Source organism: Cryobacterium sp. N19 (genome assembly GCF_002929595.1).
Classification (GTDB): Bacteria; Actinomycetota; Actinomycetes; order Actinomycetales; family Microbacteriaceae; genus Cryobacterium; species Cryobacterium flavum.
The window spans coordinates 1-23,775 of the sequence record NZ_PJJR01000044.1; the positions used below are offsets into that span (position 1 = coordinate 1).

Here is a 23,775-nt window from a genome sequence, read left to right on the forward strand (position 1 = left end):
CCATGACTGGGCAGTTTTCATGGCCACCAGCGGGCATTTCTAGTGGCCGCCAGTGGGCCGTTCCTCATGGCCCTTGACAGGCGGCGCGCTCGAACATAGTCAGGTGCATGTTTGTTCCCGCGCGGGCGGGGCGCTTCGGCGAGTGGTCACTGGCCCGTGGTGGGAGGGCCCTTGATTAAGTGCAGGTCGCCAAAGCTGCGACGATCGCCAGGACGATTTTAGAAGTCGATCGCGACTAGCGCTTGTCGGCGGGCTTCGCTCAGCGTGCATCTTCACGCGGGTGGTTGAGCGATGAACTCAGGCGTTCTCGAAGCCGGAACTCGGTTCGAACTTCAACACGCGAGTGTTCTCCGATATCGTGCGCACCTCGCCCTCGTCAAAGCCGTCCGCCTTGGACGCCTGGATGTCGATCGTGATCTCTAGCTTCGCGCCCGTACCCACCAAGCGGTCGATGACTTCCCTGGTTACGTTGCCAATATCTCTCGAGTAACGTGTCGGATCTACCTTCATCGAGCCGAAGTAGCGGACTGGCCACTGCGTGCCGCCTGCCTCAGACACAGTCTCGTCGTCCGTCACATCCATGGTGGCGTTTGGTGTTGCGAAGTCGCCCGGCCCGATTGGCGTTGAACCCTCACTGGCCGCTTTGGATTCAGCCACACGCCCAGCTGCAACACGGTCGGCGCGGGCCTGTTCCTCAGCGTTATCCCAGTCGACGAGCATAGTACTATCGGTGAACTGAAGCGCTGCACTGTGGTCAGGAGGAACAATGAGCCCGCGGTAGCGACCCGTCTCTGGATCCTTGCCAGATGCAATCGCGAAACGCTCGCCGTCGACCAGCACTGCGCTGAGCGCGTGCTCGAGCGCGGAGTCAAGCACCTCGCGCTTGATGAGGCGAGGTAGGTAGATGTATCGCGTGAAGTACCCCCAAAGCTCGCCGACGCTCATTTCTCGTGCGTTAGTCCACAGTTTTCCGAGCTCTTCATGCAACGTGGCGCCGAGAATCGGCGCGCCGAGCTCGGTCACGAGCTGATCATCCCGCCCGAGCTTTAATGCAACGCGCTCGGCGAGCGAACGGCCGCCAGAGTCGGGCACCTTTTCGCTCATGAGTTCGAAAGGCTTAGTCGGGTCAAACTGCTCCGGATACAAAGCCCACGCGAAGGTCTCGCGGATCCGGTCCGTCACCGTCTGGTTGAGTCGAGTCACCCATTCGTCGGTCTGTTTGCGTTGCTGGGTCGACAGGTTGAGCGAGTCGCTTGTGGCCTGAACCCGTTTCCAGCCGAGGTAACTGCGAGTTGCAGCCTCCAAACTTTCCAACTCGCTCTTATCAGCCATCAGGAAAACGAGCGTGTTGCGGTGGATGCGCTGGCTCGCACCCTTTGATTCGATTGCGCCGTGCACCCACTGATGCGCTGCCGAATCCATGTCGTCTTGCTTGCGGCGCGCGTAACGCGGGTGCACGATCACGAGGCGCGTGTTCTCAAGGTCCGGAACATCTGCGCTTGACTCCGGGGCGACATGAACGCGGTCAAACACGCCACGGGAACGTTCCTCCCCGCGCAGTCGTTGCACGATTTCGTTCCACACAGTTTCGACGTCCTCACGGAGGCGCTCGGCGTAGTCGCTCGCTGTCTTGGTGACCGAGGGCTGAGTATCGAACCAGTAGTGGCCCTGCTCTTCGTAGAAGTATGTTGAGCGCTGAGCAAGCTGATCGATTGCGCTACCGAAGTTGCCGAGCGTGTCTCCGGGAGTACCCGTGCCGAGCCACACATACTGCTTGTCCAGACCCTTACGGCTGGACTTGCTGCGGGGAGCGGCACCCATAAAGATCGTGCGGGCGATGCGCTGGGTGACGTGGCGTGCCTGAAGTGCTGGGCGGCTCTTGTCGATCTCGGCTGCGGTCGAACCCGAACCATCAATATCGGAGTCGATGATTGGCCTCCACTGATCCTCGAGATACTGTGTGAGGTCGGTATTTACCGTGCTTGCATCGAGGGGCACGTAGCCGGGCATGATCAACGGTGCGGCGTCGTCTGACACCCAGAGTTCGTGAACGATTGACGACACCAGCTTAAGAACGCCGCGCGTGCGCTGGAACCGCTCTAGCGTCGACCAGTCCTCGTAAAGTCTGTCGAGCAGTTCAGGATGTAGCGGGTAGGAGGCGCGGATCCTGTCTTCGTACTCGTCTCCCGGCGTTGTGGCGTCGCGCGGGAACAGTTCCCTGTTTGTCCGGTACATCGTGACGAAGCTACGGGCTGTGGCAGAGATCGCAGTCAACCCCTCGGCATTGGGGGCCTGAAACAGTCGACGGCGGACGATTTCGAAGGATTCGTCTTTGCTTGACGGTCTCCACTGGTCTGCCACGCGGCGGATGACATTCTGCAAGCGCTCCAACGCGAGCTGCCCGTTCGCGCCACCGATCTCGATGTCGGCGCCGCTGCCGTCGGGTCCAGTGTCGGATGCCGGGATTGACACGACAAGCATCACGCCAGGCACCGACTTCACGATCTCGGTCAGCGACTGAGCAAAAGTGAACTGGGTCTCGAATGATCCGGCAGGCAGTTCCTTGTCCGTCACGAGCTGTCGTGCGTAAGCCACCCACTCGTCGATCAGGATCAGCGCAGGACCGTATTTCTGGAAGAGGCTAAGCAATGCATCTCCCGGATTCGTGCCGGCCACGTCGTCCGCGGCCACGAAATCATAGGCCTCACGTCCGCCGAGTTGCCACGCGAGCTCGCCCCACAACGTGCGGACTTCGGTACCATCAGCCTTGACGGACGGCGACCCAGCTTTCAAGTAGGTGCCTACGAGCGCGACGCGCTTGACCTTCAGATTCTCGAGACGTTCAATCCCCGCAGCGGCAATAAGCTCCTGCAGCTCATTCGGCAGGTGGGTCGCGTCGGTACCGCTGAACAGATGATAAAGCGCGAGCATCGAGTGGGTCTTGCCGCCGCCGAAGTTAGTCTGCAGATTCACAACGGGGCTGGCGTTACCGTCACCATTCAAGCGTCGGAGCGCACGGGAAAGCAGATCTCGCAAGCCTTCGGTGAGGTAGGTGCGCCTAAAGAACTCGACCGGCTCGTTGTACTCAGACCCGAGCGCTTGCCCTGTGTGCACGAGGTGCAGGTCTGCTGCAAATTCCGAGGCGGTGAACTCGCCGCGAGCGACGTCCTGATGGGGTTGGATGACTTCGCGCCACGGGCGTAGTCCCGCGTCGGGGGTGGTCGAAACGACGCTTCGCTTGACCTGCTTTCGGGTCTGATCTTCAAACACGGTGCGTTGGAGGTCGATCCGCATGCTGCGAACGTCTTTAGCTGAGTCCACTGCCCCAACAGCATGGAGTAGACGTTCCATCGTGTCGAGGGCCCGAGCTGTGTCATCGGAACTGAGCTTGCCCGCTTGTCCGTGCATGACGACGTTGCGGACCTCACGCAGCTCTGCCGCGTAGCCCTGTTGCGCCCGCGATATCACGTCCTTGAAGTAATAGCTCTTCTCCGTGAGAGCACGAAGCAGGACCTGGATGTCATCCTTATCCATCTGCTGCGGCGCTCGGCCGTTCTTGGTCGCGTCTTCGGAGGCCCACTTTGTGTTCCAGTCAGCCGTTCCGAGCCCCTCGGCCATGACTTCGTCGACGACATCTGCAAGCCCCTCGGCGAGGAGGCCGAAGGCCTTAAAGAGTCGTTCCTGATTGTTGATCGCCATCGGTCAGCCCTCCATGTCGTCTATGTCAAACGTCTGCTGCGAGCCCATACGCGGCGCTTCCGCCGCGAGCCGTCGGGCACGCTCACTGAGATCACTCCATGCGCTCACCAGCCCGTTGAAGAGCCCGGCGTCCTTCGAGTCGTTCTTTTTCTCTGCCTCGAGGAAGAGAAGAAAGCCCAGCTCCTTGACCGCGTCGAGGTTGACTCGAGTTTGCACAGTCGGAAGGAGTTCAGCGACTTTGTCAGCCCCATCCTTAGCCATGACCGCCGCGAGACGCACTGTGGCCTCCCACACGCTGACCCGATCGTCTGCCGCGGCGTCCCAGGCACCATCCAGCTGCGACGGGGCGAGCAGACGCGCTTTGCCGCCTTTGGCTTCGAAAATTCCACCGCGCTCAAGCGTGCCAACTGAGGTGTCTGATGAACGCGCGAGCTGGTCGGCAATTCCCGAGTTTTCTCTCTCCCAGCCGTACTGGCGATACCACTTGATCGCAAACCGAGTGTCGGAATCGAAGTCAGACTCCTGATCGCCGATGACCTCATCGAGTGTGGCATTGACCAGGATGAGCGCATCCTTTACCGACATGTCCGAACCATCGGCTTCACGGACTCGGGAGTACCGAGAGAACACGGAGATTCCGGGGCCGATCGCGGCCTGTGCGAGATCCACCGGGGCGATACCCCCCAGCATCAGGGTTCGAAGCGATCCCGGCAGCTCGGCCTTAAGCATCGAGATAAATGTGCGTCGTGTAATGGCCGCAGCATCTTCCGGTCTGGGACGACATGCAAGAACAATCGACGATGCGAGCGCATTGCTACTCACTCCCCTCATCCTGCCGCCGCGCTCGCTTCTGACGGGCCAGGTTGCGGTGATCTCCCAGCCGGAATTCACAAGCCCGTCGAGCAGGGTGTGCCATCCGGTTGAGACTTTGCCGTTCCCGTCAGTTTCCGTCTGCTTGTATGCGTAATACACAGTGAGTGGCACACCATCGTGTGTTGACATGCCTCGACGAATGTTGCGAAAAACCTCGTTGAATCCTGAGATAAAGAAGTCCCTTGCGTGACTCTTGCCACCAAGACGATGCGGGTTCGCAACCAGCTCTTGATCCTTCGGGGTGAGTAGGGTCGAGAAGAGCGTTGGATAGACGTCTGCAAGTTCTTCACGCAGCCAGACATAGAAAAAGTCCGCCATATCGGCGTATCCGACGGTGTCATAGTAGGGCGGGTCCGTGGATACAACAACGTTGGACGGATAATCGGCCTGAGCCGCATCACGCATTACGGCCGTTCCGGTCACAGACGACGGGAGGTATTCAATTGATTTCGCGACGGGCTTCAGGACCGCGTCCCAACTACCTGATGACGAGCAAAACACGTTCGCTTCAGCAAAATCCCATGCCATTGTGATGGCAAGCATCGAGAACGAGCTTCCTACAAGCTCATTTTTCGGTTGGGACATCCACCTGCACAAGGTGTTGTTGTACTCAGCCAACTTGCTTACCGCCAGCGCAAGATACGTGCCGACGGCTTCCGAGTATGCGAGCGCGCCATCGCCGCCCTGATCAAGTGCAATCCCATGGGACATGCCTGATTCCAGGGCGTCCCTGAGAACTTCGCTTCGCGCGCGCCGGACCAGTGACGAGAAGGTTGTCATTGCAGTGAGCTGACGGTCGGTAAACAGATCTGACCAGTGATCGATTCCATAATTTTGAACGCTCACGCCGAGACCCGCCACCGGAGTCTGCTGCTGTGGAGCATCGGTGGGCCGCACCACGGCAGCCAACTCTTCGTCCTCCGCAGTCACCGTCCTGTAGATGCGCTGCCTGTCACCCTTAGCAATCACGGCCATCATTCGGTAGCGCATGTTGCCCGCCTGAGCGGTTTTGCGGACGTAGTCGAGTGAGATGGGCGTCTTGTCTATGTACGAGATCGCACCGCTTCGACCGACGGTGCCGTCATTGACACTTCTCGGGCCGTCAGAGCTATGGACCACCTCATAACGCAATTTCTGTCCGTCAAGATAAGGTCGAACCCATGCCTCCTTGCCCTTTTTCTTCGCCAGCCACCAAGAATTGACCAGCGGCGCATCAACGGGGTTAGCGGGGTTTGGGCTCGTGACCACTCTCGCCCACTTCCACGCGAGGACTTCACGTTGCGTGCCATCGGCTTCTGTGATCTTGGGGTAGAGGTGGCCAATCTGTTCAAAGGCGGCTTCCCGAACCCACTCTCCGTAGAGGCGAACGTCTTCTGCGAGCCCTAATGTGCCACCCCAGGAAAAGCCCCTGTCCGTGGAACGGGGAGACACCGGTGGCATTCCTGCGAAACGTGCGGGGATCTCGATTAACGCTTTGTTCAGCAGGACTGCCACGGGATTGAGGTCGGCAGCACTCGCTGGAAGACCCAGTCGAGCGGCCTCCAGCGGGATAGATCCGCCACCCGCAAAAGGATCGGTGACGCCGGGAAGCTTTCCATCATTAGACTTTTTGATTTCGATACGTGCCTGCTCTAGAAGAGCCGCGTCGTTACTGTTTTCCCATAGCGCAAGTCTCGTTATCAGCCGATGCAGTCGAGCGCGCTCAGCATCCTGGGCTTCAACGGTCGGAAATTCATCTGGACGTGCTGTTGGATCGTCCACCAACTGGGCAAAGATGATCGCGCGCGAAGTTGCAAGTGGCTTCCGTGACCACCACAGATGCATTGTGGATGGCAAACCCTGTCGCAAAGACTTCTCACGCCCGCTGGCTTCGTTGATCGCTTCGAGCGGCAGCGAAGTCTCAATGAGTTTCTTCTTGGACGTACGGGTCATATTTACATCTTTCGGCAGGACGGGCAAAAGCTGGAGCGGCTCGGTTATCGCGGGCCTCCGCCGCGATCCCAGTAGTCACGCCATTCCTCGTTGAGGGAGCGCGTTGTGTCTGAGGGATCCACGTGATCGAACGCGCCTGAGACGTAGCGGAGTTGGTCCTGAGCCGAGTCTGTCGCCGAGACGCTGACGAGCGAGAGCCGGTGACGTTCACCCTGGGTGTGGGCAAAGGCAACCTCGTTCGCAGTGATCGTGAACGTGTCAGACCCCTCGATGCGGCCCTTGACCTCGATGTAGAACACGCGACCATCGGCATCCGTCGATTGAATGTCATAGCCGGGATTGTTCCGAGCCATCTCGACAGGCTTTCGACCCAGCCCTCGCTCGGCGGCAAGGGTTACCTCCACCGCGCGGCGTTCAACCACTTCGGTGTTGCGCGCGAACGTGTGCGGCACATTCTCTGCTGCGGCAAACATACCGCTGGGCACTACGAGTGCTATAGCCCGGATTACTGATGGGACGGGCACTACGTCGCCGTCCTGGTCGAGTTCCCGCATACGGCGGCCGAGTCGCACGTCGAGTTCACGCGCGCGAGCGAGCGCTGCTTCGGCGCGAACGCGACCGATCGTGCCGCCTCGCTCGAGCGCGTCGAGTCGGTTGCGCTCGCGATCCCAGTGGTTGATCTCGGCGAGGAGTCGCTCACGCACCTGGTCTCGGGTTCGGGTCGTTTCGATCTCCAAACGTGCCTTCACTTCATCGATTCTTGGCTGCAGACCGTATCGGAAGGCTTGGGCGCGGATGAGTTTCTCGTGGTTCTCCCTAACCCAACCGCTCGCCACAATCTGTTCGATCTGTGCGACCTCGTCAGGTTGGGGACCGTCGTAATCGAGGTAAGGCGGGGTTGGCGAGACGGCGACGCCGCCGCCGGCTGAGAGCTCTGAATAGTCGAAGTGATGTGAGATTGTGTCGGAATCAGACGCCGTGTTTTGGAGTTTCTGCTCAACCATGTAGAGCAGAGCAGGTTCGGTTGCCTGCTTATCGCGGCGGTCAACGAGGATCGTACCGCGCCTGAGCACTCCGCCGAGATCCTCGATGGTTGCCTCAATCACGGCCTGTAGCAGCGGGTGACCGGGGGCGATCAGCGCCGCCTTAATCTGTCCATCTGCGTTCTTTTTCTCCAGCTCGAACGTGATTCGCTCGTATTGCTCTGCGATAGGTGCCCACCGGTTCAAGCGCCGCGCTGAGTCGATGACGCGCGTCGGGACGCGGGTGAGCTCGTAGCGGCCCTTTTCGCGACGGCGGATTCTCCCGCCGAGGCGTTCGAAGGCGGGAACGAAGAACGCCGCGATGTAACCCGGCTGGAGCCGACGTTCCCGGGCTTTCTCCATGCGGGCCCGGACCTCTTCGAGATTAAGCGAGTTGTACATCTCGGGGTGCAATGCGCGCTCTTCTAGCATGTCGTCGAGTCCGTGAGAGACGCTGGCGTCGATGATGTGGTCGAGTCGTGCTTTGGTTTCTGGCAGGTCACCGTAACGGATCGCCTCGATCAGTAAGTCGCGTAGGGAACGCTCTTGGAAAGCGTCGGCGTCGCCGAGGACGTTGAACAGGTTTCCGTTGTATGCGAGCGACATCTGGTCGATCTTCGACAGGAGCCGGGTAAAGACGTCACCTTCGCGGGTGTCTTTGGCGACCATATTCCACAAATGGCACACTTCGCGCTGTCCGATGCGGTGGATGCGGCCGAAGCGTTGCTCGATTCGATTCGGATTCCACGGTAGGTCGTAGTTCACCATGAGGTGGGCGCGCTGAAGGTTGAGGCCTTCGCCGGCGGCGTCGGTGGCGAGCATCACGACAGTGTCGGGGTCGTTCGTAAACCGTTCAGTGGCAGCCTTGCGGTTTTCGCGCCGGACACCGCCATGGATAGTGATCACTGAGTCTGCGCGGCCGAGGAGCGAGGAGATCTTCGTCTGCAGGTAGTCGAGGGTATCTCTGTGCTCAGTGAAAATGATGATCTTCCGCACTTCGCCCGAGGTAGCGTTCGTGAGTAACTGCTCGTCGAGGATGGTTCGCAGCTCCACCCACTTCTTGTCATCGTCTAGGAGACGGACGCGCCGGGCCGCGCGGATGAGTTCTTCAAGAATCGCGATTTCAGCCTGCAACTCGGGGATCGTCCGCGCTGCTGTTGCAAGGTCCACAACGCTCTCGACCTGCGCTTCGAAACGAGAGCGCTCGTCGTCGGTTGTCTCGTCGTCGAGCTCGTCGTAGTCGTCTACTGACAGGGACGGGAGCGCCGCCTCGGAGAAATCCAGCTCCGTTCGGCCCGAAGTCCACTGGTCGATGTGTGCGGAGATACTGGTGCTGTTTCGCGCGGTATCGGTCGCCCGCTGCATCTCGCGGAGTTTCGTCTCGAGCCGCTGTTGTCGTCGCACCAGTGAGCGCAGGATCGCCTCGGGGCTGGACGCAAGTCGACGCTGGAGCACGGTGAGTGCGAAGCCGACGTTGTTGCCGCGCTTCCTGTCGCCTTCGGCGGCAATGCGTTCCGCACGGCCCATTTCTGTGCGCACGTAGTTGGTGACTTCTTCGTAGAGGTCGCGCTCGGCGGGGCTCAAGTCATACTCAACTGTGTACGCGCGGCGTTCGGGGAAGAGCGGCTTGCCTTCAAACGTGAGAAGGTCCTCCTTGACCATGCGCCGCATTAAGCCTCTTGTGTCGGTGCGGTGCACGCCCTGTCGGAATTGACCCTCGAATCTGTCGCGGTCGAGGAGTGACATGAAGAGTTGGAAGTCTTCTTCTTTGCCAGCGTGTGGCGTCGCTGTCATGAGCAGGAAGTTGTGGGCGGTTTCGGAGAGCAGGCGCCCGAGCCGGAAGCGCTTTGTCTCGTCCACCTCGCCGGCCCACGACGAGTAGTGCGCAGACATCCGGTGGGCCTCGTCGACGATTGCGACATCCCATGTCACGTCAGACAGCTGCTCCATGAGGTCTTCGCTCCGAGAGACCTGATCCATTCGAACGATTAGGTAAGGGTGCTGGTCGAAGACGTTGCGGCCCTCGGCATCATCGACCATCTGGCGGTTGAAGACCTCGAAGTGCAAGTCGAACTTCTGCGAGAGTTCTTCGCGCCACTGCTCGACAAGACCGCCGGGAGCGATGATGACGGCGCGTTCGCAGTCTGATCGCATGATCAGCTCTTTGAGGTAGAGGCCGGCCATGATCGTCTTGCCGGCGCCGGGGTCGTCGGCAAGGAGGAAGCGAAGGGGAATTCGTGGCAACAGGTCTTCGTAGACGGCGCGAATCTGATGGGGCAGTGGGTCAACCTCGGAGCTGTTGACCGCCGCCATCGGGTCGTAGAGCGCCGCATACTTGATGCGCAACGCTTCGGCGGCGAGTTGAAACTCGTCGGGGTCGCCGTCGAACGGGGGTGCTTCGTCGTAGTCGCGCGCAAGCTCGAGCCGAGCGATATCGGCGTCGGTCACGGTTCGTGCACCGCTGCGTCCGGAATCATCCCGGTAGAAGATCTCGAAGAGCGCCGCATCGATCGCATCGATCGCAATCAGGGTCACTGCCCTATCTGAGAGGAGCCCGCGGATGCGCTGACCAACACGCAACGCCGCTGGCGTCATTGCGGCTTCATTCACTTCACTCCTCCTCGGAGATTTGGCAAGTCGATCAGGAAACGTCAGGTCGCCGACATCGCGGCAGCGCCGAGGCCGTTACTTGGCCGGTGCGGCGTCTGCGCGCCGCACCCAGAAGTCAACTTCGCTCGCTTGAAATTTCCAGAGCCGACCGACTTTGTGGGCAGGCATCCCCTTGTCGGCGATCCAGGCGTAGATGGTGTCCTTGGTCACTCCTAAGTAGTCGGCGATGTCATCGGCGGACAGCCACGGTTCAGGCATGCAGATCCTCGAAGCAGATAGAACCGGATCTTTCCGGCTATGTCCGAGACTAGCGGGTCGATGCGGCTCGGAATGAGGAAGTGATGCGTCGGCACGTCCGGCGCCTCCGCCGAATCCCAGCGGACCTGCTCACCGAACTCAGGGACGAAATGATCACGCACCAGTCTTCGGTTCTGGATCACCGGGCCTGAGCGCCCTAGAAGTCGCTTGCGATCCAAGCGCTGATCGAAGCGGAGTTGTCTGGACAGGGTAAAGGTGTCCAACTCTCCGGCTGTGCGGGACATAGATAGTGGCACCCGTGACTGAGCCTTCTCGCGTTCTTGTGGCGAGAATAATTCAAGATGTACTCGACGCGCAGTTTTTGACCGTGTACGGCAGCGATCTGTGCCGGCTCCGTTTCCTTCTGGCTCCCGCGAAGGACCTCGCGATACGGGCGGTACCACGCTGGAAGCGCGCGGATCCAACGAAGCCGACCTCTTTTCAGCTCAGACATCACACTTCAAGGGTCTGAATTTTCCCCCCGATAGTCGCACGCATCCCTACCGTGTCTGGGTCGTGGTGGTCGTGTCTCGCTCGCCGTGGAGCATGATCTGCATCGTCCTTTCAACGTCAAGGAGGACGCACGGTGTGCGTGTCGAGAAGCGTAGCCGGGTAAGCGTGCTCGGGCATTCGTTGCAGTGCTTTGGCATTCGCGCTCGAGGATCGCTCGTCTTGGACCAGTCTCGTATCCTGTGGGCTGCGAGACATCTCGTCGAGACAGATCGATGATGGGCGATTGTGCAGCCCGACAAGACCTGCAACTCTTTCGCGGACTGGGATGAGGTCATAGTTACCTGCAGGCAGCTCGCGAGGCAGCGTGTCTCACAACGTGTGTTTTTACTCGTGGATAGAATTCATGTAGGCAAGGATGGTTGCGAGACACCTTGGAGGCGTCATTGGCAAAGTTGATCGGATACGCGCGGGTCTCCACCAAGAGCCAGACAACGGATCGGCAACTCAGCGATTTGCTCGCTGCGGGTGTTCGCCGCGATGATGTCTACGTTGATCACGGTGTCAGTGGCGGGCGGGCACAGCGGCCAGGATTCGATGCAGCGCTGGATGCTCTGGAAGCGGGGGACACGCTGGTCGTTACGACGCTTGACCGCTTGGGCCGGTCGACATCGAACATGCTCGATCTCGCAGGAAGTCTGCGTACGCGTGGTGCGGCGCTTCGTGTGTTGAATCTGGGCGGGGGAGACGTGGATACGAGTACGCCGATGGGCGGCATGGTGTTCACGGTCATGGCAGCTCTGGCGGAGATGGAACTTGCCATCAAACGTGAACGCATCGTGGACAGAGTCAGCAAGCGTCGGGCGGCGGGTAAAGATCTTGGCGGACGACGCCCGCGTTTCACCGAAAGCCAGATCCTGAACGCTCGTCGCTTGATCAACTCCGGGGAATCGGCCACGCAGGTTGCGCGGGATCTGAGTATGTCGCGTGCCACTTTGTATCGGCGCATCTTGGAGCTCGACGCAAAGTAGACGCAGCGACGCCCGGATACCACGCCGGCAGTGCCCCTGCGTTTTCGTATCCGCAAAACTCGGATATCAGGGAAACCTGGGATATCCGCGACGTGAGGACGCTGAAGGTGTCGTTGACAATCGGACTTCGGTTCGCCTGCCGGCGATCACCTGGCGAATGATGGTGACCTAGGCTGGCGGGAAGGGCGGGTGGCAGGGACGCGGCAAAGTAGAGACGGTAAGCGACCGCACCACTTGGCCCGCCAGGGCTGGCCGTTTCGACCTGCTCACCGTCGGGTGTGCGCTGCTTACTTTCATGCTCACCGTCGAGCTCGTCCGCCAGCGGTTTTCAGCGAGCGTTGACACGCAGCCGTCATCCTCGGCCGTAGCGACCTACTGGGCGACCGCTGGGATTACGATCGCCATCCAAGTCGGACTGCTCGTGCGGGCGATCGTGCGGCACCGCGGCGGCTTCGTGCTGATCGCGAGCGTGGCTGTGATCCTGACCGTGGGTGTGTCGTTGTTAGTGTCCGTTCCAGCGATCGATTGGCGCCCTGATCCTCCAGCGGCGACCGTCAATCCGGACTACCGACCCTGCTACAGCGGCAGTGGCGACTGCATCGGCGGCTGAGCGTCGCTGCCCATTCGTTTAGGTCAGAAGAGACTGGTCGCGCTGATCCACGACACGTTGTAGGTAGCAGGTGTGTTGCAGACCGTGACGGGACTTTCCAGCGCGATGGTCCGCGATGAATCCCAATTGGGCGGACTTACGTAGGCCACATCGGCGACGGCGGTTTCACAGTCGTAGGCTCCAGCATTGGTGAAGTGGATGGTGCTGTAGGCAGACGCCCCAGGAGCAAGTTGCACGACCTCTGGCAGCCCGCTGTCTGCCGCGCGCTTGCCGGGGACCGCCCCGGTAGCGCTGTCTGCGAGGTTGAAGATGGAAGGCGGTCCCTCGACGAGACAGGTGTCGCTGCTGGTATTAGTAAACGTGATCTCGGAGTAGAACGAACCTGCTCCGCTGGCCATCGGCTGTGCGGTGATCGAGATGTCCAGGTTGTCCCCGTCACATTCAGCGAATCCGGCGGGCTCGGACACCGCCGGACCAGGCGGTTCGGGCGAAGGAGGAGCCGACGGGGAGGCCGACGGGTGACCGGTACTAGTGGGCGAAGGGGGCGAAGTCGATGCCGCACCGCTCACCTGGCCGGAGCAGCCAGTCAGGAAGAAGACGACGGTTAATCCAGCGCAGAGTACAGAAGTGTTCTTCATTTGTTTCCCCCGGTCGTCGTGGTGTCCATTGATGTATGACCACCGCTCTGCGATTAGGGATGACGAGGTCAAGAGGTACGAGCAAAATTGCAACGCGGCGGTGGATACGTGGCGCTCCCCGTCGCAGACGCTATCCACGACCACCGTAACGTGTCTCGGAACCGTACTGGCCCATCTAACCCCTGGTTGGACGACGTCCAGAGACTCGAATTCGTGTCCCGTAAGACGCACGTGAGCGGGATTTCCTTACGGGCAGGGTAAACGCGACAAGCCTGGTCAGGGAGGCGGCTGCGCCCAGCCTCGGCGGGGCTATTTCCGTAGAAGGTCCGGCATCCGGGAGTCGCAAGCGCAAGGACGCGAATGAGCCCACAAATGGTTGCCGTCCGTTGTCGTCACCGAGCGAGTCTTAGCTGCCACGGATTGGCGCGGCGCTTCTGCTGAGTTTCACGATCGGGGACACTCACGCGATGTCGGACAACCTGAACTCCGCCGTGAAAGCCAGGTCGCGGAGCCCTCTCACGGCGGTTTCCGGAGACGCTATGCACACAGGTGCGCTTTCCACCAGCAGCAGGTTCGAGCAGCTTGCTCACGGCTAGTGTTGACGGCTCCGTCTTTCGATCAGTCCACACGGGCGTGTACGCCATGCACCGACCGACCGAACTTCCTAGCCGGCTGCTGGTAGTGATAGTGGCGCTACCCGCGATTTACAAGCACACTGTGACAATGACCATGACTGACACCCGCAAGGCAACTGGTTTACCCAGAGTCCAACTGCATTGCCGAGTTGACACAGTCCCACTATTGAGTGCTGATGCCGTCACACTGTTGACCGGAGCTGTACTCGATGTGGTCGCTGTGGCCTATGTAGCGGTGTCTCCGGATATTCGAATCGAGGGGGGGGTCTCGATCTCGCAAATACGAATGAGGACGGCGGGCGTGAATCGCAATTAGTACTGCGTTCCGACCGTGGAAGGCTCGAGCGTCGGATACCTCTGAAGAGGGGACTCGCGGTCGCCCGGCAGGACATTAAGGTCGTCTCTGTCACATACCGTAACCCTCTCGATGTGATAGCTGAACTCGGGTTTTTCAAGAGGACCGCCGAGGGTATAAGCGGCTTCATCAATGATTTGCTGAACGGCGTCGCACACCGCAGGTCCTTGAACGCGGCGACCGAAACAGAACTTATCAATAATGCAGTTCTCGAAGCGACGATGGACGTCAGCGTCGATGAGCGTTATGCCGCATTGGAGTCCGCGGAGTTCGATAATGCGCTGAAACGCGAGCGGCTGAAACAGGCGAAAGTAGAGACGAAACTCGCGAGACTTCAGTTGGCACGAGAGATCCACAAACTCCAAGAGAAGTATGGCGAAGGTCAGTCTTGGACTATCGAGGAAACTGAGGACCTAATGGACAATTCGCGTGTCATTCAGAGCGTGGAACTCATGGGCGCGATGGGGCTGTCGGTCTCGGTGAATACGGATAATACATTGCACGGGTGAAAGAACGATGCCGGCGCATCTGTCCGCGATCAGCCGTAGGGACGTATAAGTGCTCTGAAAGTATGGTGGCAGCAACGTCGATGCGGCCTGTCGGGGCCTGTAGCTATCGGAGATTAGCTTGTTGCATTGCTCGTCCGGTCTACGGCGAGCCAGCATCCGGAGAATCGCTTATTGTGTAAGCGCTTCTTCGTCGGTGAGTTGATCACTTTCTACGTTTGCGCTTCGATACTTTGAGAACAGCAAAACGAGAGCCGAGACCAACATCACTCCGGCAGTAACCCCGAGTGCGATGGATGAGGTCACGAGAATGGCGAGTGCACCACCGAAGGGCGCCGCGAGGACGATCATTCCCCGGTTCATTAAACGCTTAGTGGCACTCATCGAGCAATCAGCCTGTCCGGCGTCACGGCCTGTTGATATCCCATTTCCAAGGGGCCCTCGACGCCCATGGATAGCCAGAACAGGAGCTGGCCTCCCGCTGCCACTGCGAACGCGGCCCAGAGCGGCAGTGACCAATTAGCAGGAAGACCAGCCGCATTATTATCCAGAGGCTCGCTAGCCAAGGCAACCGCAATTAGTGGTGAAAGGGCGATCAGAGCCAGCGCTGCGGGCTGGACCAGACGGGCGATGACGATTGCTTTGCCGGTGCCCCACCGCTCCCCAACGCGCAGCGAAAGGAGAGTTCCTATGACCGAGCCGATTCCGGCTCCGCTGAGAACTAGACCCAGTCCCAGGGCGCCGAGCTTGAGGTCGTTCAAAACGAGTGCCGGGAGCACTGCACCCATCATGGCGGACCCGATGAACCACGCATGGCTGGACCAAGCCAACGGTCCGAGCCGCGGGTGTCCGTAAACCCAGCACAATCCCTCACTAAAGCTGCTCTCGCTCGACACTTCGGAATCAGTCGTGAAATTGTCTACGCCTACCTTCGGGACGAGATAGGGGCGAATTCGGCGGGAACGCGGCCAGCGGCGTCAGCGGAGTACTTCTGCGTCTACGGTGAGGACCTCAATGTCGCGAGAATCGCCGTTAGCTAGCTGCGGAACCTAACGACTACATCGGGGTTGGCGGTTTACGTGAAGCTCAAACTGCGTCTCGCTTAACGTGCTGTAGGTAAACCAGCCATCTCCACTCTCTTTTTTCGGCAACGCGGCCTCGAGGTCGCTCACATCGCCAGAAACGACGTCTTAGAACTTCTTGGTTGAGTACGCGTCACGTCGCGAACACTTCAAGCAATGCGGCGTCACCCATACTGGTGAAACCAATCCACTGATTCGAGGAGAGCTATGGGTAAGGCAAGCCGCAGGAAGCGCGACCGCCGAATTGATGCTGGCTCTGCGCCTGCAGGCCAGCATGTTGGGGTAGCGATTACGGATCTCGCGCAGGACGAGTGCATGGAGGTCATGATCTACGACGTCAGGCACTACTTGCATACGACGACCACCGAGGCGCTCAGCAGCATGCTACGAGGCCGCATCGATGAATGGAGCGGGAGCGCACGGGCGGCGGGATCTGCGACGTCAGACCGCACGATGCGCGCCGTGGTCTCAGAAACGCACGAACCAGAGATACCACGGAATTGGCCGAACGGTCACGTTGGAGTAGCTCTTACAAGCGATGAGACGGGGGAATACATCGAGGTGACAGTCCACGGTGTGCGTCATAACCTTCACCCAACAACTGCTCGTGAGCTGAGCAGTGCCCTGCGCGCCCGCATCGATGAATGGCACGGCATTGCGCGAGAGAGGGGCGTGCTGCCCCTCTGAGAAGTAGGCGCGCAGGCCTCCGATCGTCCAAAGCACAAGCTGCCGCAAATGAATCGTTCGTGTCGCGCCAGTTAACAGCCAGGCATCGAGCTAGGCGGACCCGAAAATTGCGCTGTCAACTCGGCAGGCCGCGCGGCGCAGTGCGTGACACCCATCACCTCATCGGCGCGGCGGTGCGACATCGGACTGATCCTCTGTGCAGATCTTCTTTCGACCTCGACCAGATCACGGAGAGATGGCGTGCGCCGGACCAATTCTGGGCCCATCAATCGCAACATCGATCCGTCGAGGCTCGCGATGTTCGTTAGTGTGGAAAAACCAGACTTGAGGGCGGAACGATGGCTACGACGTATGACGAGAAGTTCCTTCCGATGACCAGTCTCCTTCTGGATCCAAACAACTTCAGGTTCCAGGACGAGCCCGATTACTTGGCGGCTGATCCTGCTCGTTTTGCTGAGCCCAGTGTTCAGGAGCGCGCGGCAAAGAGAATTCGGGGCGAGGGGCTTGTTGAACTGAAGAGTTCAATTGTTAGCAATGGATTTCTCTCAGTAGAACGACTCGTCGTCCGCAAGTACAAGGAACTTGAGACGGGTGGATGGCTTTACTTGGTCCTGGAGGGGAACCGTCGACTCGCTGCGCTGCAATGGATAAGGCAGGATCATTCTGCGGGGGTCGACGTACCGCATTCAGTGTTAGAGGTCCTCGACGCGCTGCCTGTCCTTGTCGTCGAGTCAGATGATGGCGATGCCACGTACCTGTCAATTATGGGTATCCGTCACGTCGGGGGGATCAAACAATGGGGTGGATACCAGAGGGCGAAGCTTGTCGGAGATCTGCGCGACACTCATCAGCTCGAGAGCGGTGAAGTCGCTGATCGACTGGGCATGACAAAGCATGAGGTGAATCGTCGATACCGAGCTCTCAAGGCTCTCCAGCAGATGGAAGATGATGAGGACTTCGCTGATTATGCAAACCCATCGCTCTATCCGGTATTCCATGAAGCGGTGTCGATTCCGGCAGTGAGAGCCTGGCTTGGTTGGCTTGATGCAGCGAATGAGTTCGGATCCACCGAAGAAACTCGACAGTTTTACCAGCTGATCACTCCGACGGAAGCCGTCGATGACGAGAATCTGCTGGCCAGCCCGCCGAAGATCGCCAGCTACGCGCAGGTGCGCGATCTGCGTGACATCTTGGCTAACCCTGAGGCAAAGCGTGCGCTGCTAGATCCCAAACGATCGTTCGGTGACGCGCTTGGGCTCGCGAAGGCAGAGGAACTCTCGTCGTCGTGGCGCAGTGAGGTTTCAGAAGCACTCGCATCATTGGGGTCGATCAGCGTCCTTGACCTGGAGAGTGCGACGGCCGAAGACCTTGAGCTGATCCGCAAGCTTCAGCTGACAGCAGAGAAAATGATTAGTACTCATGCGAAGCTGACAGCCCCATAAGGTGAGCCCTGGACCGGCTGCCGCAGCGCAGTGGATGATGTCCTCGTTCGACCTGAGGTCTGAGCCAGTTGAAGCTTCAACACTGCTTGCTCAGATTGCAACGGATGAAGGTTGGTTCAGTTCCGTCGAGCAGGCCGAAATTAGTGCGGAACGGTGGGTGGTTGCCTTTCTTCGGAGGCTGCGGGTTGAGTACAACGAACGCGTTACGAAAAGTCGTCCGACTCGATTCGCCTTCAACTCGTCGGATGATCGGTTTCTTCAAGGTTCATGCTTTTCTGGACCTGGCGATGCCGACGAGATTCGATCAGCCAAGACCAGGCGAGCAGATCTCGACCTGTACCTTGAAGCGCTGCTCTCGATTGATCCGCGGGAGTTCGAAGCGGTCTGTCGCGGTATTCTCGCACTCATCGGTTGTCAGAACCCGCGGCTGACGCCCAGATCGAATGATCAGGGAATTGATGTGTTCGGTGAAATTATCATGCAGGGTCGTTTGGGCCAGATCTACCATTTAGGTGGTCCCGACCGTCTACTCAACTCGTGGGTCCTCGGCCAGGCGAAGCAGTATGCAGGAGTGGTCTCAACGCCCGACCTGCGGGAGTTCATTGGATCAGCTGAACTTTCGAAGTATGGGATTTTTGCTGATGGAGGAAAAGCACTTAGCGGGTTCACGGCGAAGCCGTACGATCCACTCTTCCTCTTCTTTCTGACTACGGGGTCGTTGTCTAAAGATGCCTGGCTGTTGGCATCTTCAACCGGCATTCGCGTGTTCGATGGCGAATTGGTTGCGGCCCTCCTGGCTGACAATTCGGTAGCGTGCGATGGCCCCGATTTTTCTAGGACTACATTCCTTGCATGGATCGCGAGCCACAATCGCTAGGGCTACTTGTGTTTGCAGTTGCATCGCGCGATTGGCTCCGCAGCGGCTCGTCCGCGCGGACAGCCCCACGCTTTGCTGCAGATCCGGAAGTGTTTGCAGCCTGTGTGTGGCTTCTGGGCTTTGAAACAAGTTCAGGTCTTACCGAGGTCAAGCGCTTCGTCGCCCTGTTGAGAAGTTAATCCATATTTCCAACACGAACGTATGCATCATTGGTGGCTGCCGTGTAATAACTGGCGTGACCGATCTGGGCTTCGTGAATTGCAACGGCGACGGATTCCTGGCCGAACGGGACAGGGCGGCCGCTCTTTACGCAGCCCCAAGCACCGCTGCTTGTCAAGGAAGGAGTCCACCTTTCCAATCCTTCCCAAGATCACGTGCGTATCCCCCAACGCCAGCTCCGATCTCCACATGAAATGGTCCCACTGAGTCGCCCGCCGCGCGTCGCTGGTGAGACGCCTCAAAACCATAAGGTTACGAGATTGGGTCGGGGGCATCTTCCGCGCTTGGGGCCTGCCTAGGTGGGCTAGACGGGACCCATAGGACAACAGTTCACCTCCGGCGACACGTTCCCGCGCGCGCTAAGGGTGGGAAGCTTTCTTCGGGCGCTTCTGCGTCTTCGACGTGATCGCTATGTCAAACATTCCCAAGCTGAACGTGACGTTCGACTTTGCGCGTGCAGACTGGTCCGCCTGAAGGAATATGTGGGCGCGTTCGAGGAATCGCTGAAGAACGGCATCCTCTGTCGCGATAGCAGTGTGAGCGCTGAGTGCGTCGTCGATTGCCTTGTGGGCATCGTTGACGCCTACGAGGAGTGTGCGGTGCCACAGGCGCGCGCGATTTCCTCGGGTAGCGCAATAGAACAGTGTCACCGTCGCACTTGGTACCACGGACACCACAAGCATGGCCGCGACCGCGGCAAACGAGCTCCACCTGGTGAAGTCCAGCTCTGTCTCGCTGACCACAGACCAGACTGCGCCTACCGGAAGGAGGACGAACCCGAGAAGTGGCCAGGCGAAACGCAAGGGGAAACGGACGAACGCAGCGAAATAGACGTGAAGCGATGCGGCAACAGATCGCCAGAATTTGCGCTGTTTGGCGGCCTCCAGGAGGACCCGATCGAGGTTGGGCGAGTTCTTGTCCGCTGCAATGTTTAGGGCCCGAGTAGAGATGTATTGCGTCCACTCATTCATTCTGTGTTGAAGAAAACTCGGGTCCAATGGTCCTCGGCGTGGGTCGGCGGAATACTCCTCAGCTGCTGCGCGTATGGTGAACGGATCGCGCGCCAGCTCCGCGGGCTCACCCACGCCATTGAGGAACGCTCGGAGGGTAATCATAAGCGCGACTACGCCGCAGATGAACGTGACGGGTCCGGCAACCTGACGCCATGAATCACCTTGAATTGTTATGCCGTCATAAATGAACGAAGCGGAAATGCTGACAAAGAGACCAGATATGAGCGCCCCAATGGCGGGGCCAACGATGTTCTGATACTGGTTTTCGGCGAGCCGGAGCTGTGTGAATGTCTTTTGCTTCGGAGGGCGGATTGTTCCGAGTGTGCAGAGCTCGAAAATTCCCGAAACGAGGTTGACGAGGACTAAGAGCCCACCAACCCCGATCAGCATCGCTCTTACAATATCCATGGTTCTCTTTCTTCTGATTTACACTGGCCCAACCGCGCGCAACAGATCCGAGCAGTTGCGTGTGCTTTGGTGAGCAACCCTTTGAATCTGGTGTGCTGTTCGCCGCGATTCTGACCATTTCAGACCCTGCGGGTCTCGGGCCGGTGCCCCAACAGATGTGGCAGGAGCTTATTCGACAGAATACCGGCGTTATCGGTACAGGCTGGCGGACGCTAACCCGCACATAGATGCGGCATATCGCTTTGCACTCGCCGGCTATACCCTTTTGTCGCGTGGACACGGTTCGCTCTGCAGATCTGCCAGAATCTGCGGCGTTGTAACCGTGCCGGGCATCTCGACGAGGACATCGATAAGCGGCTCAGGCACCCCTTGACCTATCCTCGATTTAAATAAGTGCGGTGCCTGGTAAGAAGTGTTTGCTAGCTCAAGCGTCTCGTATCCTCTCGATTGAGAGACGGTGAGGGCCTCGAATGGTTCTCCCGTCAGACGCATCCCGACTCGACGCACGCACTCGAACGGAGCGACCTTGTTTTGACGAAGCACCCCAGTTGTCTATGTCACGAGATTCCTTGGATAGATCTTCACTACTCTTGAAAGCATGGCAAGACGACTTGACACGGGCGACCCCGCTGAGATCTGTGCCGATTGTGATGAACGCGTCGAGGGTACGTTTTGACGCCACAAAGTTTGAACGTCGATGACATTGTGAGGAATTTGTGGCCATAGCTATTGAGGTGTGGTCGCCAGAAATGCCCGACAGCGCCCAGCTCCTCGATGGAGTCTTCTCCCTCTACAAGGTGAACAAGAAGTCGCTGGGCTTCCTCCCAGACGCCGCATTCCATGATAGGGCTGCTGTAGGCGCGCTCATCTTGGCCCGAAAGAACAACAAAGTAGTGGGCTACACGATATATGACAGGCCCCGGTCGCACCTGAAACTTGTTCACGTGTGTGTCGATGAATCGGCGCGGAAGTCGACAGTTGCTTCCCTCATGGTAGACAAAATGGTTGAAAGCAACCCAAACAGTATCGGCTACGAGGCCCACTGCAGGCGAAGCTACAACCTGAATGGATTTTGGCGCTCACTCGGAATGAGTCCCAAAGGAGAACGGCCTGGTCGAGGTCTGACTCGCGAACCACTCACCATCTGGTGGCGCCCAATGGGTGGACCAGACCTCTTCGACCATCTCATCTTTGAGACGTCCTTACCTCTCGCTGTGCTCGATTCGAACATTGTCATCGACTTGGTCGCCAGTCCTCTCGTCGGAAGGCCCCACCGACAGTCATCAGAAAGCCTGACCGGCGACTGGTTCGATGCCCGCGTCAATATCGCTGTTTCACCCGAAGTGGACCACGAGCTGAACAACTTGTCAGACACTGGCGAGCGGAACCATCAACGGGCCGGTGCCCAAAATATCGCAGTGCTCGTCACCACCCGTCCCAAGGAGACATCCACTGAAGAGGCTATCCGAAGCTTTATAGGAGCGGCCGAATGGGCGGCGGATGCCAGTCTGGCCAGCGATGTCAACCACTTGGCAGATGCCATCAATGCAGGAGCGCAGTACTTTGTCACTCACGATGAGAACCTCATTCGAGTAACCCATGCGTGGATCCATGACAAGTTCGATCTGCGTGTTGTCATGCCATTCGAAGTCATCGCCGACGTTGACAGCGGGGATCCACAGCCCACCTATCAGCCCCGCCACTTGGCTGGAATTCTTTCGCTCACTGACGCAGCACCAGCGCCGATGAGCGACCTCGAATCAGCTTTCCTAAACTACCCAGTGCAGGAGCGCAAACATGACTTCCGCACGCGCCTCAGGAACGCACTTGCCCACAAAGATAGCAAGGTGCGATTGCTAAGAGCCGAGGACGGCGATCCCTTAGGTCTTATCTCTACTCGTGTAGCAGGTAGGCAACTCTCGGTTGCATTCGTCAGAGTAAGGCGTGGAGTCAGAGCACAAACCTTAGCGTTTCAGCTTGCAAGACAACTTCGCGAGATCGCCGTCGACCTCGGCTTGAATCAGATCCACGTTACCGACCCTTATCTGCATCCCGTTGTGTCAGATGCTCTCTTGGAAGACGGCTTCCGTCCGAACGCGAGAGATAGCACTTGGCTTGCCGACGTGCTCGGGCAGTGGGTCGACGTATCGAATAGCAGCCAAGTGGCTCAGCTGGCTCAGCTCATGCACATCAGCGGTGAAGGGTTCATCAGGCAGCTGACGCCGAGCCTCGTTGCCGAGCTTGAGCGCAGATACTGGCCCCTCAAAGTGTGGGACCAAACACCAAGCTTCTTCATCCCGATTCGTCCGGAAAACGCGATGAACCTCTTCGGGTTCCCGTCAAACCTCATCACTCAACGACAATCTTTGGGACTTGCGCGAGCGCACGTCTATTTTCGGTCTCCCCGCAACAACCCAATCAAGACGGTGCCATCAAGGGTCGTATGGTACTGCTCGGGCGACAAACGGCTCGGGGTGCACACGATCTTCGCTTACTCCAGGATTGTTGGTTCGTACATACTCTCGCCAGAAGACGCCCACAGGCGATTCAGCCACATGGGCGTCTATAACGTGTCGGATATCGCAGCAGCTGCGTCGGGCGGACTCGTACACGTGGTCGAGTTCGAAGACACGGAGCTCTTGCGGCAGCCGATGTCGCTACCAGACTTTAGAGTTATTGCTGCGGCCAACGGGCTCAGCGAGAGCATCGCACCGTCACCACGCCGCGTCCCGCCAGCCGTGCTCCGAAGTATTTATGAAACCGCGAACGAAACGCAATGAAACAGTCCGTCCTTCTGTCCATCCGACCGCGATTTGCCGAGTCAATTCTGAATGGTTCGAAGACATACGAGCTTCGCCGTCGCTTTCCCAACCTCCAACCGGGAACGACCGTTTACCTCTACGCCAGTTCGCCAACGAAGGCCATCGTTGGCTCGTTCATCTCGGCAGACGTCCTATTCGCTAGCGTCATCGAGCTCTGGCGAAGTCTTCGATCCCAACTTGCTATCGAAGCGAATGAATTCACGACCTACTTCCAGGGCGTCACTGCGGGAGTTGCCATTCCTGCGACCGAGGTGACCAGATACCCTGAACCGATTTCTTTGGATGTCATGCGGCGAGAGATGAAGATCGAACCATCGCAGAGCTTCCGGTACCTTCACGAGGACGCGGAAATCTGCCTCCACCTGCTACTCGCCGAGGTACCTGCTGGTGTGCCAGACGGTGCCCACAATCGTGCTCCGGTTGGAGCCAAGGCGCGAGATGCCTCAGATAGCCATGCCGAACGTTGAGCGTTGGTCTCTGAGACAAACCTGGGAACAATACGGGAACCGTGGCTTTCCGCTAGCCGAAAACGGCGTGGGACGCCGGAAGGCGTTGACCGCAGGTAGC

Annotated in this window: 15 protein-coding genes; 7 read left to right on the forward strand and 8 right to left on the reverse strand. The window is 58.8% G+C overall.

Going from position 1 to position 23,775, the window contains the following annotated elements:
• Positions 1 to 297: 297 nt before the first annotated feature.
• The 4 genes from CXY78_RS03325 to CXY78_RS03340 form a co-directional block, all read right to left on the reverse strand.
• Positions 298 to 3,699, reverse strand: coding sequence for a DUF499 domain-containing protein (locus tag CXY78_RS03325; RefSeq protein WP_104088073.1), 3,402 nt, complete (start codon positions 3,697 to 3,699; stop codon positions 298 to 300).
• A gap of 3 nt (positions 3,700 to 3,702) precedes the next feature.
• The gene (locus CXY78_RS03330; protein WP_104088074.1) at positions 3,703 to 6,504 is read right to left on the reverse strand and encodes a DUF1156 domain-containing protein; all 2,802 of its coding nucleotides are present in this window, start codon (positions 6,502 to 6,504) and stop codon (positions 3,703 to 3,705) included.
• 44 nt (positions 6,505 to 6,548) lie between these two features.
• Positions 6,549 to 10,136: a helicase-related protein gene (locus tag CXY78_RS03335; protein ID WP_233206073.1), complete on the reverse strand. Its 3,588-nt coding sequence runs from the start codon at positions 10,134 to 10,136 to the stop codon at positions 6,549 to 6,551.
• 75 nt (positions 10,137 to 10,211) lie between these two features.
• Positions 10,212 to 10,394, reverse strand: a complete 183-nt coding sequence (locus CXY78_RS03340; protein WP_104088077.1) for a helix-turn-helix domain-containing protein — start codon at positions 10,392 to 10,394, stop codon at positions 10,212 to 10,214.
• 935 nt (positions 10,395 to 11,329) lie between these two features.
• Here CXY78_RS03340 and CXY78_RS03345 point away from each other — a divergent pair.
• Complete coding sequence (locus CXY78_RS03345; RefSeq protein ID WP_104088175.1) at positions 11,330 to 11,914, forward strand: recombinase family protein; 585 nt, start codon at positions 11,330 to 11,332, stop codon at positions 11,912 to 11,914.
• Positions 11,915 to 12,209: 295 nt separating this feature from the next.
• Complete coding sequence (locus tag CXY78_RS03350; RefSeq protein ID WP_104088079.1) at positions 12,210 to 12,524, forward strand: hypothetical protein; 315 nt, start codon at positions 12,210 to 12,212, stop codon at positions 12,522 to 12,524.
• A 23-nt stretch (positions 12,525 to 12,547) separates the two neighbouring features.
• On the opposite strand, the gene CXY78_RS03355 is transcribed toward CXY78_RS03350, so the two are convergent.
• Positions 12,548 to 12,991, reverse strand: a complete 444-nt coding sequence (locus tag CXY78_RS03355) for a DUF4232 domain-containing protein (protein ID WP_158253258.1) — start codon at positions 12,989 to 12,991, stop codon at positions 12,548 to 12,550.
• Positions 12,992 to 14,226: 1,235 nt separating this feature from the next.
• Here CXY78_RS03355 and CXY78_RS03360 point away from each other — a divergent pair.
• Complete coding sequence (locus CXY78_RS03360; RefSeq protein ID WP_104088082.1) at positions 14,227 to 14,661, forward strand: hypothetical protein; 435 nt, start codon at positions 14,227 to 14,229, stop codon at positions 14,659 to 14,661.
• A gap of 168 nt (positions 14,662 to 14,829) precedes the next feature.
• Here the strand turns inward: CXY78_RS03360 and CXY78_RS03365 are convergent, their stop codons facing one another.
• Both CXY78_RS03365 and CXY78_RS03370 read right to left on the reverse strand, forming a co-directional pair.
• Entirely contained in the window at positions 14,830 to 15,042 is a 213-nt protein-coding gene (locus CXY78_RS03365) for a hypothetical protein (RefSeq protein ID WP_140425649.1), read from the reverse strand.
• Positions 15,039 to 15,419 carry a hypothetical protein gene (locus CXY78_RS03370; protein ID WP_369827233.1) on the reverse strand — a complete coding sequence of 127 codons (381 nt, stop codon included), beginning with the start codon at positions 15,417 to 15,419 and terminating at the stop codon, positions 15,039 to 15,041. The genes CXY78_RS03365 and CXY78_RS03370 overlap by 4 nt, the downstream gene beginning before the upstream one ends.
• Before the next feature lie 1,346 nt (positions 15,420 to 16,765).
• Here CXY78_RS03370 and CXY78_RS03380 point away from each other — a divergent pair.
• Both CXY78_RS03380 and CXY78_RS03385 read left to right on the forward strand, forming a co-directional pair.
• Positions 16,766 to 17,869 (forward strand): hypothetical protein, encoded by a 1,104-nt coding sequence (locus CXY78_RS03380; protein ID WP_104088088.1) that lies wholly within the window; start codon positions 16,766 to 16,768, stop codon positions 17,867 to 17,869.
• Position 17,870: 1 nt separating this feature from the next.
• On the forward strand, positions 17,871 to 18,746 hold the full coding sequence (locus tag CXY78_RS03385; protein ID WP_104088090.1) for a restriction endonuclease: 876 nt from the start codon (positions 17,871 to 17,873) through the stop codon (positions 18,744 to 18,746).
• Positions 18,747 to 19,324: 578 nt separating this feature from the next.
• Here CXY78_RS03385 and CXY78_RS03390 read toward each other — a convergent pair.
• Positions 19,325 to 20,386: a hypothetical protein gene (locus CXY78_RS03390; RefSeq protein WP_104088092.1), complete on the reverse strand. Its 1,062-nt coding sequence runs from the start codon at positions 20,384 to 20,386 to the stop codon at positions 19,325 to 19,327.
• A 716-nt stretch (positions 20,387 to 21,102) separates the two neighbouring features.
• Between CXY78_RS03390 and CXY78_RS03395 the strand changes: the two genes are divergently transcribed.
• The gene (locus CXY78_RS03395) at positions 21,103 to 23,166 is read left to right on the forward strand and encodes a hypothetical protein (RefSeq protein WP_104088093.1); all 2,064 of its coding nucleotides are present in this window, start codon (positions 21,103 to 21,105) and stop codon (positions 23,164 to 23,166) included.
• Complete coding sequence (locus CXY78_RS03400; protein WP_104088095.1) at positions 23,163 to 23,675, forward strand: hypothetical protein; 513 nt, start codon at positions 23,163 to 23,165, stop codon at positions 23,673 to 23,675. Before CXY78_RS03395 ends, CXY78_RS03400 begins: the two co-directional genes overlap by 4 nt.
• Positions 23,676 to 23,775: the final 100 nt, after the last annotated feature.

Coding starts and splice junctions, on each gene's coding strand:
- CXY78_RS03380 (WP_104088088.1), top strand. CDS start 16,766: ATGGCTACGACGTATGACGAGAAGTTCCTTCCGATGACCAGTCTCCTT.
- CXY78_RS03390 (WP_104088092.1), bottom strand. CDS start 20,386: ATGGATATTGTAAGAGCGATGCTGATCGGGGTTGGTGGGCTCTTAGTC.
- CXY78_RS03340 (WP_104088077.1), bottom strand. CDS start 10,394: ATGCCTGAACCGTGGCTGTCCGCCGATGACATCGCCGACTACTTAGGA.
- CXY78_RS03350 (WP_104088079.1), top strand. CDS start 12,210: ATGCTCACCGTCGAGCTCGTCCGCCAGCGGTTTTCAGCGAGCGTTGAC.
- CXY78_RS03330 (WP_104088074.1), bottom strand. CDS start 6,504: ATGACCCGTACGTCCAAGAAGAAACTCATTGAGACTTCGCTGCCGCTC.
- CXY78_RS03325 (WP_104088073.1), bottom strand. CDS start 3,699: ATGGCGATCAACAATCAGGAACGACTCTTTAAGGCCTTCGGCCTCCTC.
- CXY78_RS03400 (WP_104088095.1), top strand. CDS start 23,163: ATGAAACAGTCCGTCCTTCTGTCCATCCGACCGCGATTTGCCGAGTCA.
- CXY78_RS03365 (WP_140425649.1), bottom strand. CDS start 15,042: ATGAGTGCCACTAAGCGTTTAATGAACCGGGGAATGATCGTCCTCGCG.